The organism is Mesorhizobium zhangyense, assembly GCF_011045115.1.
GTDB classification, from domain to species: Bacteria; Pseudomonadota; Alphaproteobacteria; order Rhizobiales; family Rhizobiaceae; genus Mesorhizobium_M; species Mesorhizobium_M zhangyense.
This window is the reverse complement of the sequence record NZ_JAAKZG010000003.1, coordinates 468,514-483,750: the sequence shown is the minus strand read 5'-3', so window position 1 is coordinate 483,750 and position 15,237 is coordinate 468,514. Positions and strand designations below refer to the sequence as shown.

The window sequence follows — 15,237 nt, the reverse complement described above, 5'->3', positions numbered from 1 at the left end:
AAACCGGCAGGAAGGCTCTACCGCATATTGTCGGGATGAAAGCGGGCGCGCGATGCGTTAGTATGGAAAACGGATCTTTTCAGGAGGACTTTCCATGCAAACCCGGATTGCCATCTATGCGGCTTCGCTGATCGTCGCAGCGCCGCTCTTTGCCGTGCCAGTGTTTGCCGCGGGCGGCGATGCGCCGACGGTTCCGACGTGCAGCAAGGGGCAAGTTTAGGATCAGGCGAAGAAAAAATGTGTCAAGCAGAAGGCCGGCTATACCGACGACAACAGCCTCTACCTGACCGGACGCCAGCTCGCGCTGGCCGGCCGTTATGGCGAGGCGATCAGCGTGCTCAGCCTTGCTGAAAACAAATCCGATCCGCGCATCCTGAACTATCTCGGCTATTCGCACCGGAAGATGGGCCGCGTGACTGTCGGGCTCGGTTACTACCAAGAGGCGCTGAAGGCCGATCCGAACTACACGCTGGTGCGCGAATATCTCGGCGAGGCGCATCTGCAACTTGGCGATGTCGCATCGGCCCGCCAGCAGCTTTCGGAGATCGAGAAGCGCTGCGGCAAGGGCTGCGAGGAATATGCCGAGCTGTCGAAGCAGATCGACGCCTTCGAGAAGACGAAGTCCTGATCCCACGCGGTTGAGCGGGGTGTGATGAGAGCTTGATCGCGAAAGCGATCGGGCTCTTTGTCATCTAGCCGGCAGACAGCCTGATGATAGCGCCGTCGCTTTCGTCGGTCAGCAGCCAGACCGAGCCGTCGGGCGCGACGTTCACGTCGCGGATGCGGCCGAAATCTGCGTCGAACATGCGTTCTTCGCCGGTGATCTTGCCGGCATCGTCGCGCTCAAGCCGCGACAACTGGCCGAATTTCAGCGAGCCGACCAGCAGGTCGCCCTTCCATTCGGGGAACATGTCGCCCTGATAGCTGGCGAGGCCGGACGGTGCGATGGACGGGTCCCAGTAGAATTGCGGTTGTTCGTAGCCAGCCGCCTCGGTGCCGGTGCCGATCTTGGCGCCGGAATAATCGACGCCGTAGGTGATGACGGGCCAGCCATAGTTTTTGCCGGCTTCGGGATAGTTGATCTCGTCGCCGCCCTTTGCGCCGTGCTCGACAGTGATCAGCGCATTTATGACCGGATCGAAGGTCGCGCCCTGCAGATTACGATGGCCCTTCGACCAGAGGATGGGCAGGCCTTTTCCGCCATCGGCAAACGGATTGTCGGCGGGGGCGAAGCCATCGGCATTGATGCGAATCACCGCGCCGGCGCTGTCCTGCATGTCCTGGGCACGATCGCCCTGGCCGCGATCGCCGGTGGTGATGAATAGGGTGCCATCAGGCCGGAAAACCAGCCGCGAGCCGAAATGATGCGACGTGCCGGTCTTCTTCGCCATGGAGAAGATGGTGGTGAGGTCTTCGAGCTTGGCGCTTGCGCCGTCACGGACGAGTTTCGCCCGCGCCACTGCCGTGCCCTGGCCGCCTTCGCCCGGCTCGGAATAGGAGAAAAAGATCAGATTGTCGGTGGCGAAGTCGGGCGACAGTGCGACATCGAGCAGGCCGCCCTGTCCGCTTGCCGCGACCTGCGGCACTCCGGCTACGGGTTCGGACAGCTTGCCGTCGGCGATGATGCGAATGCGGCCATCGCGTTCCGTCACGATTGCCTCGCCATCGGGCAGGAAAGCGAGACCCCAAGGGTTTTCGAGGCCATCCACGACGGTTTCGGCCAGTATTTTGGCCTTCTGCGTTTCGAATGTCTGCTGGGCGAGGGCCGGAGTGATGGTTGATCCTGCAAGGAGGCCAAGCAGGACGGCGGAGCTGGCAAGGGTTTTTGTCGGGCTCATGCTAAGCAAGGTAGGCGAACACAAATGTGAGGCAAGACGTGGCTGAGCGGCAGGGGGTAAACATTGCGGCTTGCCGATCACAAGCCGGTGAGTTGTGCGTGAAGTGCGAGTGCCCGGCGAACCGCGAAAAGAGTGGCTGCCGGTACAAGAATTTTGCCGGGTTCGTTTTTTGACGTGAAAAACGTGAGAAGATCGCTATATTAATTGGAACTGTAAGGACGGTTCCTGTGGCCAAGGCTGCCGGACCGTTTTCTTTTTGTGCTCGCCCGCGTCTTTTCAGGAAGGATTCCGACGGGCAGGTAATTTGAGGAAAGGCCGATTGAAATGAATAAGGTCCCGATGACCGCCGCCGGATTCACGACGCTGAAGGAAGAGCTGCGGTGGCGCCAACAGGACGAGCGTCCGCGCATCATCGAGGCGATCTCCGAGGCGCGCTCGCATGGCGACCTTTCGGAAAATGCCGAATATCATGCCGCCAAGGAGTCGCAGAGCCTGAATGAAGGCCGGGTCAACGAACTCGAGGATCTGATCGCGCGCGCCGAAGTTATCGATATCTCCAAGCTGTCCGGCGACAAGATCAAGTTCGGCGCCACCGTCAGGCTGGTCGACGAGGACACTGAAGAGGAAAAGACCTATCAGATCGTCGGCGACCAGGAGGCTGACGTTAAGTCCGGCCGCATCTCCATCTCTTCACCGATCGCGCGGGCGCTGATCGGCAAGGAAGTCGGCGAAACCATCGAGGTCAACGCGCCCGGCGGGCCACGTGGCTATGAGGTTGTCGCAGTCCAGTTCATCTGAGGATAACCGGATGAACGCCAAGGGTGCAGCGGCAGCCCCATCGGCTGCCGCCGGACGCTCGGCTGTGCCCGACATGTCGACCGTCGAGGTCATCGCTCCCAATCTCAAGCAGCGCCTTTCCGGCGTGACCAGCACGATCATCCAGCTTGTGCCGGTGCAGGCACGCACGCTGGGCATCGTCACGGTCGGTCCCGGCCTGCCCGACAGCCTGCCCAAGATGCGCTGGTGGCAGCTTCCCAGCCTGCGGACGCGGCCGAAGTCCGGCCGGGATCGCATCTGGCATGCACGGCGCAATACGGAAATGGTCGCGGGGCTGGTGCTGCGGGATATCTTCCGTGCGCCTTTGAAACTCGTCTTCACCTCGGCTGCGCAGCGCGACCACCGGCCTTTCACAAAGTGGCTGATCCGGCAGATGGATGCTGTAATCGCCACCGGCGAGAAGTCGGCGAGTTTCCTGAAAGTGCCCCATAGCGTGGTCATGCACGGCGTCGATCTCGACGTGTTCCATCCGCCAGCGGGCGACGATGATGCGTTTATGGCATCCGGCTTGCCCGGCAAATATGCCGTCGGCTGCTTCGGGCGCGTGCGGCACCAGAAGGGGACGGATCTGTTCGTCGACGCGATGATCGCGTTGCTGCCGCAGCATCCGGAATGGACAGCCGTGATAACCGGCCGCGTCACGGCGGAACACAAGGCGTTTGCGGACGAACTCAAGGCGCGTATTGCCAAGGCCGGTCTGTCCGACCGCATCCGGTTTCTCGGCGAGGTGGACGACATCAAGCCGTGGTATCGCCGCGTCTCGCTCTATGTCGCGCCGTCGCGCAATGAAGGTTTCGGGCTGACGCCGCTGGAGGCGATGGCCTCGCAGACGGCGGTGGTGGCAAGCGACGCCGGCGCTTACGCCGAGATGATCGTGCAGGGTGAGACCGGCGCACTCGTGCCAGCGGGCGACGGCAATGCGCTGCGCGAGGCGATCAGGCCCTATCTTGCCGACGCGGCCTTGACTGAAACACATGGCATCAACGCGCTGGCCGAAGTCCGGGCGCGGTTTCCGCTCGAGCGTGAGGCCGAGGGCGTGCGGCGCGTCTACGACCATGTCTGGGCCATGCGATGAACGCCGAAGCCTTCATTATCCATCTCCAGCGCGCAGAAGGGCGTCGGCCACAGGTCGAGGCGCTGAAAGCGATGCTTCCGTTGACGGTGAACGTTATCGACGCGGTCGACGGCCTGAAGCTGAGCGAGAGCGACATTGGCGCTGTCTATCGCCGCAACGTGCATCGCCCGCGCTACCCGTTCGAGCTTCGTGCTGCCGAGGTTGGATGCTTCCTGTCGCATCGCAAGGCATGGCAGGAGATCGTCGACCGCGGGCTCGATGCCGGGCTGATCGTCGAAGACGATGTTCAGCCGGAGGGCGAGGGTTTCCGCGAGGCGCTGACGATGGCGCTGAAGACGATCAAGCCCGGCGACTACATCCGCTTTCCCTATCGCAGCCATACCGACAAGGGTCGGGAGGTGGCGGGCTGGACCGGCGCGATGCTGGTCGAGCCGGATCATGTCGGGCTGGGCATGCAGATGCAGCTTGTCGGGCGGGATGCAGCAGCGGAACTGCTGAAAGCGACCGAGATATTCGATCGCCCGGTCGATACGACCATCCAGATGCGCTGGCTGACCAAGGCGCGCATTCTCTCGGTTTCACCTGTCTGCATTCGCCAGATCGATCATCTGCTCGGCGGAACGGTGGTGCAGAAGAAGTCGAAGCCGCTTGGCGAGGTGATTTCGCGCGAGATCAAGCGGGCAGCCTACCGGCTCTCCTTGCGTGCCGTGTCGTATCGAAACCGTCCGCGCCGCGCATAGCCGGCAGACCTTCAAACCACTGCAATAATTCTTTGGCTATTCGGCCTTTGCGGCGCTGCGAGGCGCGCTATGTTTTTGACGGTTGGCAACGGACTCGGGACGGGAGGATGATGCTTATCGCATGTGCTACCGATCATCATTATGCGGAATTGGCCGGCGTCATGCTGGCTTCACTTGCAAAAAATGGTGATTCAGCGGGCAGCGAAGTGGTGCTGTTCGGGGCAGGGCTTAACAACCGGGACAAGAAGTGGCTGCGCGAAAGCGCCGGTCAAAGCATCAAGGTCACCTTTTTCGATCTTGATGGGCGGCAACTCGCCGCTCTGCGGCGGTTGCGCACGACGCGCTACATCACCGCCGTCGCCTATGTCCGCATGCTCATGCCTGACCTCCTGAACGACCGTATCGGACGGCTGCTCTATCTCGACTGCGACGTCGTGGTGAACCACAGCCTTGCCTTCCTGCGCGAGTTCGACCTGAAAGGTCTGCCACTTGCTGCGGTGCGTTCGAGCATTGCGCCGGACAAGCTTGCGGCCATCAATGCCGGCATAGGGCGCCAGGCAGACGCGCCTTATTTCAACTCGGGCGTGCTGCTGTTCGATATCGACGAATGGCGCCGCCGCGATCTGGGACCGCGCTGCATGGATTACGCGGCAAACCGCAAGGGACCCATCCATTTTCACGATCAGGACGTCCTGAACCATGTTGTCGGAGGCGACTGGGTCGCGATCCCCGGCACGTGGAATCGCGGTGTGAAAGGGCTGTCGCTGGAAGAATGCGAGGCGACCGCTGTCCTTCACTTCAAAGGCAAGAGGAAACCGTTCCACTCCGATTTCGTCTGGCCGGCAAAGCAGATCTACGATCGCCACCGGGCCGCGACACCCTGGGCGGCACGTCGTCCGATTTCCGCGCTTCGGCGAAGCCTGCGGATGCGTTGGAAGACACTCAAGGGTCGAATTCGGGGCACGGTCAGCGCTTCGGCTGGCGAAGAATGAGTTTAACGCCCGGCTTGAAAGACTTCATGGCGAGCATCTCTTGATACCCGCCATGAAATCGGGGTTCGATCAGATCGGCTTGAAAGCGGGGTCGATCTTCAGCGCCTCAGTGCGCCATTCGTCGCCATAGTCGACGTCCTGCCAGTCCTTGAACCATGGGCCGCCGCTCGTGAAATGGACGGCATTGGGCAGGCCCTTGGCCGGCTTTTCGTTCCAGCCTTCGAGCCAGTTCCATTCGATCGGCAGGTCGCCGATCTCATCGTCGGCGGCCCACTGCATGCGGTGCAGATAGGCACCGGTCTGGCTGTTGATCAATTCCGGGGTCAGCTGGCGCGTGGAGGGATGCGCGCAGTTGAAGAACATGAAGGACGACCAGTTCTTGCGCGGATAGCTGGTCTGCACCTTGCCATCCATCTTCACGCCATCCTTGGGTTGATAGTCGTGCTTGGCGCACAGAACGGCCTTTGACGGGTCCTGATAGTTGCGGAGGTCGGCGAGGTCGCCGAAGAACAGGAAATCGCAGTCGCAGAACAGCGCCCAGCCGTCATAGCCGGCAAGATGCGGCGTGAAGAAGCGGGAATAGGTGAATTCGGTGGAGGCCAGCGGGTCTATATCGCGCGAATACAGGCCCTTGGCGACGAGATCGTCGAGCTTGATCGGCTGGATATCGAGCGGGATGGAGGAATTTTTCAAGGCTGTCGCCTTGGCGACTTCGTAGGCGATTGGCTCGCGGGAGTCCCAGCCAATGAAGATTCTCAATGCTTCACTCATCTGAATGTCCGTTTCCTTTCTCGATGTGGGGCTACTTAGATTTGCGTCCACAAAACTCTAATTGACGCCCTCGTCGATGAGGACAATGCGGCCCTGGTCGACCTGCTCGCCAACCCAGCGCCGCTCGTCGGCCCAGGCATGACGTTGCCATCCCTGCCATGAGAAGCCGCAGACCTCTATACGCCACTCTTGGGCAGAATAATGCTCAAGCGCATGCCAGATGCCGAAAAACCCGGTGCTGGGAAATACCTCGTGCATCTTGTCGGCGGGAACGCCGAGGAGACGGCAGCCCTCCATGTAGAATTGCGGCGGCATGATGCGGATTTCCTTGCCGGCGCCGCCGAATTTCTCGATCGCGGGCAAGGTCCAGTCGGTGCGGCGGCCTTTCAGGCGCGACAGGATGTTGGGCCGGCGGAAGTAGCGCGCGATGATGTGCGGGTGATAGGCGAACATCAGCTCCTTCGTCGCGCGGAAGATCGGCGATTCGAGCAGTGCGGGATCCTCGAGCCGGCGCTGCATCGGCTTGCCGGAATTGGCCATGATCAGGCGGTCGGTGCGGACGCCGCTCATGCCGATGGAGGCTTTCGGTTCGTTGAAGCGGATGACGAAATCGGCAGCATCGACCTCGGCGGAAAAGTCCCGCGACAGCGGGCCGTTGCCGACGATTAAGAGGCGCTTTGGGATCATGCGTTTTGACGGAGCGGACGGCATGTGAGGCACTTAGGCCCGATCGCCGATCGCCACCACGCCCTCGTCCTTGACCTGGCGGATGGTGAGCGCGGTGCGCACGGTGTCGACATTGGGCGTCGAGGTCAGATCCTCGATGACGAAGGCCTGGAACGTGGCGAGGTCGCTGGCGACGCAATGGAGCAGGAAGTCCGAATCGCCCGACACCATCCAGGCCTGACGCACGATGGGCCAGAGCCGCGTGCGGTCGGCGAAGGCTTTCAGTTCGACCTCGGCGTGATGATGCAGGCCGACAAGGCAGAAGGCGACGACATCGAGCCCCAGCGCCGGGCTGTTGAGCAAAGCGCGATAGCCGCGGATGATGCCCGAATCTTCCAGCCGCTTGACCCGCCGCAGGCAGGGCGGAGCGGAGATGCCGACGCGCCGCGACAATTCGACATTGGTCATGCGACCCTCGTCCTGCAGTTCGCGCAGGATTTTCCAGTCGATAGCGTCGAGATCGGCCTTGAGAGGCATCATTGTCCTTTCGGTGCGTTGGGCGCAAGAATCTGTCGCGATCGTGTAATTAAACTATAAGATTGCTTCCGTCAGGCCCCGGAAGAAGGAAATTTTCCCGGCAGGTCGAGGCCGAAACGGCAGGCATGAACGGGCGCGGGGCAAAGCTTTCCGGGGACTATCGATTCGTTGCCTTGCTGCCACACCCGGCAACACCTAGATTAATGGCACTATTTCGTTGAAATCGCTCTGCCGTTTCCAGTTTACGAAGGCTGTCCCATGACGACCAAACACGCGCCTGTTCTCATCATCGGTTCCGGTCCGGCCGGATATACGGCCGCGATCTACGCCGCCCGCGCCATGCTCAAGCCGGTGCTGGTCGCCGGCATGCAGCAGGGCGGCCAGTTGATGATCACCACCGATGTCGAGAACTATCCGGGCTTCGGCGATCCGATCCAGGGGCCGTGGCTGATGGAGCAGATGCTGAAGCAGGCTGAGCATGTCGGCACCGAAATCGTCAACGACCTGATTACAGAGGTCAATCTCGACGTGCGGCCGTTCCGGCTGAAGAGCGATTCCGGCACCGAATACACCTGCGATGCGCTGGTCATCGCCACCGGCGCGCAGGCCAAGTGGCTCGGCATTCCGAGCGAGCAGACCTATATGGGCTTCGGCGTTTCGGCCTGCGCCACCTGCGACGGTTTCTTCTATCGCGGCAAGGACGTCGCGGTGATCGGCGGCGGCAATTCGGCGGTCGAGGAAGCGCTCTATCTGTCCAACCTGGCCAAGAGCGTGACGGTGATCCACCGGCGCAATGATTTCCGCGCCGAACGCATCCTGCGCGAGAGGCTGTTTGCCAAGGACAACATCAAGGTCATCTGGGACACGGTCGTCGACGAGATCACCGGCCAGCCGGGCAAGGCGCCGATGCCGCCTTCGGCCGACGGGTTGAAGCTTCGCAACGCCGTGACCGGCGAGGAAAGCCACCTCAAGGTCGATGGCGTGTTCGTGGCGATCGGCCATGCGCCGGCGGTGGAGCTGTTCGTCGGCAAGCTCAAGCAGAAGCCGAACGGCTATCTGTGGACCGCTCCCGACTCGACGCGCACCGACGTGCCGGGCGTGTTTGCGGCGGGCGACGTGACCGACGACGTCTATCGCCAGGCGGTGACGGCCGCAGGGCTTGGCTGCATGGCAGCACTGGAAGCGGAAAAGTATCTGGCAGGCATCGAGGTGCACAGAGAAGCGGCGGAATAAGCGGAACAGACCGGCCCCAATGTTTGTGGATTGAATCAGGATTGCGCTCTAAATCGTTGTTTTGACGCATTCTTGTCCAAAAGCCTGCAACTTCGGGAGTATAAATAAGGGCCGGCGGAACGAGGGGAACCATGGCACTGGATTGGGATAAGCTACGCGTGTTTCACGCTGCGGCGGAGGCGGGTTCGTTCACACATGCGGCCGAGACTTTGCGTCTTTCGCAATCGGCGATCTCGCGGCAGGTGAGCGCGCTGGAGCATGATGTCGGCGTGCCGCTGTTTCATCGCCATGCGCGCGGGCTGGTGCTGACCGAACAGGGCGAGATGCTGTTTCGCACGGCGCATGACGTGCTGATGAAGCTGGAATCGATCAAGACCCGGCTGACCGAGGCGAAGGACCGGCCATCCGGCGTGCTCAAGGTGACGACGACGGTCGGCCTGGGTGCGGGCTGGCTGACGGAACGGGTGCAGGAATTCCTTGAACTCTATCCGGAAATCAACCTGCAGCTGATCCTCGCCAACGAGGAACTGGACCTGACCATGCGGCAGGCTGACTGCGCGATCAGGCTGAGGCAGCCGCAGCAGCCGGACCTGATCCAGCGCCGGCTGTTCACCGTGCATTTCCACCTCTATGCCTCGCCGGCCTATATCAACAAATACGGCAAGCCCGACACGATGGCTGAGTTGAAGAAGCATCGCATCGTGACGTTCGGACTGCCGGTGCCGTCGCATCTGAGCGAGCTGAACTGGCTGGAGACGGTCGGCGATTTCGAGGGTGGGCAGCGCGTGGCCAATCTGCAGATCAACGACCTGCTTTCGATCAGGCGCGCCGTGCAGACGGGGGCGGGCATTGCCATGCTGCCGGATTATCTCGTGAACAAGGACACAGAACTCGTCCAGGTGTTGCCGCAGACCGAGGTGCCGTCCTTCGACACCTACCTGGCTTATCCCGACGCGATGAAGAACCAGGCCAAGCTGCATGTCTTCCGCGACTTCGTGATTGCCAAGGCGCGAAGCTGGTCGTTCTGACGCGCACTTTTCCTGGAATTGCTTATTTGCCCTTCCACGGCGTGAGGCGCGGCCACCAGCCGGGGACCGCGCGGCGGTAGACTTGGTATGAAGCGCCGTAGCGGCGCGCCAGCGTCGGCTCTTCGTAGGTTTTGACGAAGGCGAACATGGCGGCGCCGGCGACACAGGCATACAGGGCGACCGGCGAGTGCGCGAAGAGCAGGGCCTGTCCAAGGATGATCGACAGCACTGCTACATACATCGGGTTTCGGACATAACGGTAGATGCCGCCGACAACCAGTTTCTCGGTCGGCGCGACGGGGGCAGGCGTGCCTGATCCTTCGAGTGCAAAGCGGGTAAATGCGTGGAGCAGCACTGCCAGTCCGGCAATGACGAGCAGCGATCCCGCTGCGACGAAGCCGGCCATGGAAGAGAACGGCAGGCCATAGCGGTCGGTGAGCAGCCATGGCAGCAGCCCGGCCACGACACCCGGAGCCAGGATCAGGAAGAGTACACTGCCTGCAATCGCGGATGGCTTGCGCATGCGTAAAACTTAGCCCCTTTTCGTCGGTGTCTATAAAATAGGCAAGAAGTCTCGCCTGTTCCTCATCAGACTGCAAGCCTGCGGGATTTCGAAAACGAACGGTCGAGCCTGCTTTCTCCTTGGATTCCCTTGGTCCTATGCGATCGCCCCGGCGATTGGACCACAGCCTGCGTCATTTTGCATGGCAGCCTTGCAAGGTTTTTGCTTGTTTCTTGGGCAGGAGAGGCGCATATAACAGTCATCTCCTGGGCGCGTTCCTCCTCCCATTAGCGCCCGAGAGTGTTCCCCTCTGGAGGTTTAGCCTTAATCGGCACTTCCAATCAAACTCAGCCGGGTCTTTCAGATCCGGCTTTTTTGTTGCCTGGCGTCAGCCGGCCAGCCCGCGGTATTTGCTTTGAGGGGTGGGTGATTGCGCCATCGGTTTCCCGCAGGCCGCATCCTTCAGCACTGAAGGGAACGCACGGCCACTCTCCTGATTTCGAGAACGTCGCTCTCGTGTTTGTGAACGCGCAGGCTGTCTCGTTGCGTTACCTTCGCTGTATGGAAGCGCATATGACGCGTAACATGGCACCCGGTATCCTTGCTGTGAAAAGGGCCGGCGACGTAACAGTGACATGTAACCCCCGGTAACGTGCCGCACAGGTTTCGAATTTGCTAGGCATCGTTCAGGACGCGGCGTTGGGCCGCCGGGAGATGGGGGCATCACTCGGCTGGACCAGGGCTTAGGCAGCCGTCGCGTCCAGCCAGTTTCGCGCCACATGTTTCGGGGCGCAGTCGTATCGGAAAGTGTTGCGGCGGACCTGACGTGCCGCTTTTCCTCCCCACCCACTCCCCATGGGCGGTACGGTCCGCAAAGACGGCGTCTGGATGTTGGTCCAGGCGCCGTTTTGCTTTTCACCGTTTGCTTTATGCGGCCTTGCCGTTAGCGTTCATCGCTTCGTCGGCCAGCCTGCCGGTCAGTTCGGCCATATGGTCGAAACCGGCGCGGTAGCTGGCAACGCCGGCGGTGGCCGAGCGCAGCTCGATGATGAGATCGCCGATCTCGGCCTGCGGCATGGTCGCCTCGACGACATCCCAGCCCGGCCAGCCTGGCCGTGCGTCATAGCCGAGGATCTGCCCGCGCCGCTGCGGCACGATGCCGGTGATCTTGGCCGTCGCGTCCGAAGGCGTGAAGATTTCGACCTTCATCACGGGTTCGAGCAGCACCGGCGAGCACGCCGCCATGCCTTCCTTCATGGCGAGCTTGGCGGCCATCTGGAATGCCATGTCGGAGGAATCGACCGCATGGTAGGAGCCGTCCGACAGGTTGACCGCGACATCGACCACCGGAAAGCCGAGCGGGCCGGTTTTCAGATAATCGCGCACGCCTGTTTCGACCGACTGGATATAGGTCTTGGGCACCACGCCACCGGTGATGGTGTCGCTGAACTGGAAGCCCGAGCCGCGGGGCAGGGGTTTGATCTCGACCACGACATCGCCGAACTGGCCATGGCCGCCCGACTGCTTCTTGTGGCGGCCGCGCTGCTGGACGCCTTTGCGGATCGTCTCGCGATAGGGCACGGCCGGCGTGTGGCCTTCGACGGCGATCTGGTTCTTGCCCTCCAGCCGCTCGACCGTAACGCGTAGATGCATCTCGCCGTGGCCGGACAGCACCGTCTCGCTCGAATCCTGCTGGTGGCGCAGGCCGAGCGACGGGTCTTCTTCAGCGAGCCGCTGGATTGCCGCCGACATCTTGACCTCGTCCTTGCGCTCCTTGGGCCGCAGCGCGAAGGCATAGACCGGCTGTGGTGCCTCCAGGGCGATGAGGGGCGCGATGCCGCCCTTGGCAGAGGTCAGCGTCTGGCCGGTGCGCACGCCGTCGAGCTTGCCGAGGGCTACCGTCTCGCCGGCCTTGGCCGACGCCTGCTTGGCCTGATCCTTACCGAGCATGCGGTAGATGCCGGACACCTTGGCGCTGTCGCCGCCTTGCCCGAACAGTTCGGTACCGTCGGCGACGCTGCCGGAAAGGATGCGCGCGATGGACAGCTTGCCGCCATGGGCCGTGTGAACCGTCTTCATCACCTGGACGAGGGTTGCAGCACCATCCGGTGCGTCGAGCCGCTTGCGCGTCGCCTCAATGTCGGGCGCATCGTGGCGGATCGCCTTCAGCAGGCGCAGCACGCCGTTGCCCTTCTCGGCAGTGCCGATCAGCACAGGCGTGACGGAGCCGTCGCGCAGATCGGCCGACAGGTCGTCGAAGACGGCATCCTTGGGCGGCTCGATCTCTTCGAGGAGTTGTTCCATCAACTGGTCGTCATGGTCGGCCAGTGTCTCGAGCATGGAGAAGCGTGCCTCGATCTCGCGCGCCTTTTCGTCGCCTGGAATCTCGGCAACTTCGCTTTCGGCATGTTCGCGGTAGATGTAGGCGCGCTCCAGCGCCAGGTCGATCGAGCCGATGACGATGTTGTCCTTGCGCAGCGGTATCTGGCGCAGCAGCAGAGGCGCGGTGCTTGCCGGCTGCAGCATCTTCAGGGTTTCGCGCACGCCGGCGATAGCCTTGTCGACCTTGTTCAAAAACAGGATGCGCGGCACGCCGAGTTCGTCGAGCTTGCGCATGATGAGCTGCAGGGCGGGTATCTTTTTCTCGTCGGCTTCGGCGACCACGACGGCGAGGTCGCAGGCGGCGAGCACCGGTTCGGCCTCGAAGGCGAATTCGATCGAGCCGGGGCAATCGACGAAGGTCAGGCTGTCGCCCATGAACTCGGTGGTGGCGAAGGTCGCCTCGACGCTCATGGCATGCGCCCGCGCTTCGGCGGAATGATCTGAGACGGTGTTTCCCGATGAGACCGGGTTCTGGCGGGCTATGGTGCCCGTTCGGGCAAGTATGGCTTCAAGAAGGGTTGTTTTTCCGCTTGCAAAGGGACCGACGATGGCAATGCATTTCGGTCCCGTGCGTCTTCCTCCGGCGCGATTTCCCATGGTCTGACGACCTCCTCCTCACGTGTTGACACCGAGGCGGCGGCCGGCCTCCTCCCGGCCGTCGCGCGGCGGGACAGGCTTGTCCCGTCGAAAGGCCATCGTCACATGAGGACGGGCCAAGGGCAAGGGGATTGGCGAGCCGCCATGCCAATTGCGCCATCAAATGTCGCAACCGGCTCCGTGGCCTGATTGGCCGTCCGGCCAATATCCCCTTGGGGAATGCAACAACCGTCAAACGGTGCTGGAGGAATTTTCTGCCATGTCCGATGAACTGAAATTCTTGAGCCGTCATGTCATTTTCGGGCGGCTGTCGCGCCGCGATTTTCTCGGCCGGGCAGCCGCACTCGGCGTGACCGCGACTTTCGCCAACTCGCTGCTGGCGGGTGCTGCGCGCGCCGAAGGTCCGGTCAAGGGCGGCCAGCTGAAGGGCGGTCTTGTCGGCGGCGCTGCCACCGACAGCCTCGACCCGGCGACCTGGGCGAGCCAGGTGCCTTACACGTTCGGCCGCTGCTGGGGTGAGCAGATGCTGGAGGTCTCGCCGACCGGCGAGATCGAGCCGCGGCTTGCGGAAGAATATCACGCCTCCGATGACGCCAAGACCTGGACCTTCAAGATCCGCAAGGGCGTGACCTTCCACAATGGCAAGGACCTGACGCCGGCCGATATCGTGGCGACGCTGGAGCGCCACGCCGACGCCAATTCGAAATCGGCGGCACTGGCCTTCGTCTCGAGCTTCGAGAGCATAAAGGCTGACGGCGACAACGTCGTCATCACGCTGAAGGATCCGAATGCCGATCTGCCCTATGTCGTGGGCGATTATCACCTGATGATCCAGCCCAATGGCGGCAAGGACAACCCGACCGAAGGCATCGGCACCGGCCCTTACAAGGTGGCCGTCAACGAACCCGGCGTGCGCCATGTCGGCGAGCTTCACAAGGGCTATTGGGGCTCGGACAAGCGCGGCCATGCTGACCAGATCGAGATCATCGTGATCAACGACGCCACCGCGCGCACCTCCGCCCTGCAAGGCGGGCAGGTGCATATGATCAACCGCGTCGAGCCCAAGATCGTCGAACTGGTCAAGCGCGTGCCGGGCGTCGAAATCCGCAACGTGCCGGGCAAGGGCCACTATGTCTTTATCGCCCATTGCAACACCGCGCCCTTCGACAACAACGACCTCAGGCTGGCGCTCAAATACGCCGTCGACCGCGAGGAGATGGTGCAGAAGATCCTCGGCGGCTACGGCTCGGTCGGCAACGACATGCCGGTGACGGCGGCCTATGCGCTGTTTTCCGACGATATCGAGCAGCGCAAATACGATCCCGACAAGGCGGCCTTCCACTTCAAGAAATCCGGCCATGACGGGCCGGTGCTGCTGCGCACCTCCGACGTGGCGTTTCCCGGAGCTGTCGATGCTGCGCAGCTTTACCAGCAGAGTGCCGCCAAGGCCGGCATTACCCTCGAGGTCAAGCGCGAGCCGGGCGACGGTTACTGGTCGGAAACCTGGAACAAGCAGCCCTTCTCGATGTCCTACTGGACGGGGCGGCCGACGCAGGACCAGGTCTACTCGATCGCCTATCTCAAGAACGCCGAATGGAACGACACGCGCTTCTTCCGCGACGATTTCGACAAGCTGATCCTCGGCGCGCGGGCCGAACTCGACCAGGCCAAGCGCAAGCAGATGTACCGCGATGCCGGCATGATCCTGCGCGACGAGGGCGGGGTGATCGTGCCGATGTTCAACAACTACATCGACGCGACCAGCCAGAGTGTCGGTGGCTGGGTCGACGATCCGAATGGCGAGCTGATGGGTGGACATGCGCTGACCAAGTGCTGGCTGAACGCGTGAGGAAAACGCAGCGTTGTGCACCGCCGATCTACTGAGCTGATTGAGCGGCGGCACAGGATGTCGTCATCCCGGAAACCGGAGCGAAGCGGAGGCTATCCGGGATCTATTGGCCGCAGCATCGTCAGGCACGGCCCGGTCCTTGCCTTGGTGCGCTTCAATACCGCAGCGCGAACTCAGTACCCGGCCGTGC

General features: G+C 62.1%; 15 protein-coding genes. 9 read left to right on the top strand and 6 right to left on the bottom strand.

Features of this window, described 5'->3' with window-relative positions:
- The first annotated feature begins 94 nt into the window (after nucleotides 1-94).
- Complete coding sequence (locus tag G6N74_RS31370; RefSeq protein WP_312857852.1) at nucleotides 95-220, top strand: hypothetical protein; 126 nt, start codon at nucleotides 95-97, stop codon at nucleotides 218-220.
- A gap of 114 nt (nucleotides 221-334) precedes the next feature.
- Nucleotides 335-628, top strand: a complete 294-nt coding sequence (locus tag G6N74_RS31365; RefSeq protein WP_312857851.1) for a tetratricopeptide repeat protein — start codon at nucleotides 335-337, stop codon at nucleotides 626-628.
- Nucleotides 629-692: 64 nt separating this feature from the next.
- On the opposite strand, the gene G6N74_RS09130 is transcribed toward G6N74_RS31365, so the two are convergent.
- Nucleotides 693-1,838 (bottom strand): PQQ-dependent sugar dehydrogenase, encoded by a 1,146-nt coding sequence (locus G6N74_RS09130; RefSeq protein ID WP_165116488.1) that lies wholly within the window; start codon nucleotides 1,836-1,838, stop codon nucleotides 693-695.
- A 324-nt stretch (nucleotides 1,839-2,162) separates the two neighbouring features.
- On the opposite strand from G6N74_RS09130, the gene greA reads away from it, so the two are divergent.
- From greA to G6N74_RS09110, 4 genes are all read left to right on the top strand, one after another.
- Complete coding sequence (greA, locus tag G6N74_RS09125; protein ID WP_165116486.1) at nucleotides 2,163-2,636, top strand: transcription elongation factor GreA; 474 nt, start codon at nucleotides 2,163-2,165, stop codon at nucleotides 2,634-2,636.
- A 73-nt stretch (nucleotides 2,637-2,709) separates the two neighbouring features.
- The gene (locus tag G6N74_RS09120; RefSeq protein WP_165116831.1) at nucleotides 2,710-3,750 is read left to right on the top strand and encodes a glycosyltransferase family 4 protein; all 1,041 of its coding nucleotides are present in this window, start codon (nucleotides 2,710-2,712) and stop codon (nucleotides 3,748-3,750) included.
- Nucleotides 3,747-4,490 carry a glycosyltransferase family 25 protein gene (locus G6N74_RS09115; RefSeq protein WP_165116484.1) on the top strand — a complete coding sequence of 248 codons (744 nt, stop codon included), beginning with the start codon at nucleotides 3,747-3,749 and terminating at the stop codon, nucleotides 4,488-4,490. Before G6N74_RS09120 ends, G6N74_RS09115 begins: the two co-directional genes overlap by 4 nt.
- A 107-nt stretch (nucleotides 4,491-4,597) precedes the next feature.
- Nucleotides 4,598-5,482: a glycosyltransferase family 8 protein gene (locus tag G6N74_RS09110; RefSeq protein WP_165116482.1), complete on the top strand. Its 885-nt coding sequence runs from the start codon at nucleotides 4,598-4,600 to the stop codon at nucleotides 5,480-5,482.
- A 69-nt stretch (nucleotides 5,483-5,551) separates the two neighbouring features.
- Here the strand turns inward: G6N74_RS09110 and G6N74_RS09105 are convergent, their stop codons facing one another.
- The 3 genes from G6N74_RS09105 to G6N74_RS09095 are packed head-to-tail and all read right to left on the bottom strand — an operon-like array spanning nucleotide 5,552 to nucleotide 7,456.
- Nucleotides 5,552-6,253 (bottom strand): glycosyltransferase, encoded by a 702-nt coding sequence (locus G6N74_RS09105; RefSeq protein WP_165116480.1) that lies wholly within the window; start codon nucleotides 6,251-6,253, stop codon nucleotides 5,552-5,554.
- Between the two features lie 57 nt (nucleotides 6,254-6,310).
- A complete protein-coding gene (locus G6N74_RS09100; RefSeq protein ID WP_205826581.1) occupies nucleotides 6,311-6,940 on the bottom strand; it encodes a hypothetical protein in 630 nt (209 codons plus the stop codon).
- Between the two features lie 33 nt (nucleotides 6,941-6,973).
- Complete coding sequence (locus tag G6N74_RS09095) at nucleotides 6,974-7,456, bottom strand: Lrp/AsnC family transcriptional regulator (RefSeq protein ID WP_165116827.1); 483 nt, start codon at nucleotides 7,454-7,456, stop codon at nucleotides 6,974-6,976.
- A gap of 258 nt (nucleotides 7,457-7,714) precedes the next feature.
- On the opposite strand from G6N74_RS09095, the gene trxB reads away from it, so the two are divergent.
- A complete protein-coding gene (gene trxB / locus G6N74_RS09090; RefSeq protein ID WP_165116479.1) occupies nucleotides 7,715-8,689 on the top strand; it encodes a thioredoxin-disulfide reductase in 975 nt (324 codons plus the stop codon).
- A 131-nt stretch (nucleotides 8,690-8,820) separates the two neighbouring features.
- Complete coding sequence (locus G6N74_RS09085; protein WP_165116477.1) at nucleotides 8,821-9,717, top strand: LysR family transcriptional regulator; 897 nt, start codon at nucleotides 8,821-8,823, stop codon at nucleotides 9,715-9,717.
- 22 nt (nucleotides 9,718-9,739) lie between these two features.
- Here the strand turns inward: G6N74_RS09085 and G6N74_RS09080 are convergent, their stop codons facing one another.
- Both G6N74_RS09080 and G6N74_RS09075 read right to left on the bottom strand, forming a co-directional pair.
- Nucleotides 9,740-10,240, bottom strand: a complete 501-nt coding sequence (locus tag G6N74_RS09080; RefSeq protein ID WP_165116475.1) for a methyltransferase family protein — start codon at nucleotides 10,238-10,240, stop codon at nucleotides 9,740-9,742.
- Nucleotides 10,241-11,146: 906 nt separating this feature from the next.
- Nucleotides 11,147-13,198, bottom strand: a complete 2,052-nt coding sequence (locus G6N74_RS09075; protein WP_165116473.1) for an elongation factor G — start codon at nucleotides 13,196-13,198, stop codon at nucleotides 11,147-11,149.
- A 259-nt stretch (nucleotides 13,199-13,457) separates the two neighbouring features.
- Between G6N74_RS09075 and G6N74_RS09070 the strand changes: the two genes are divergently transcribed.
- Nucleotides 13,458-15,047: an ABC transporter substrate-binding protein gene (locus G6N74_RS09070; protein WP_165116471.1), complete on the top strand. Its 1,590-nt coding sequence runs from the start codon at nucleotides 13,458-13,460 to the stop codon at nucleotides 15,045-15,047.
- Nucleotides 15,048-15,237: the final 190 nt, after the last annotated feature.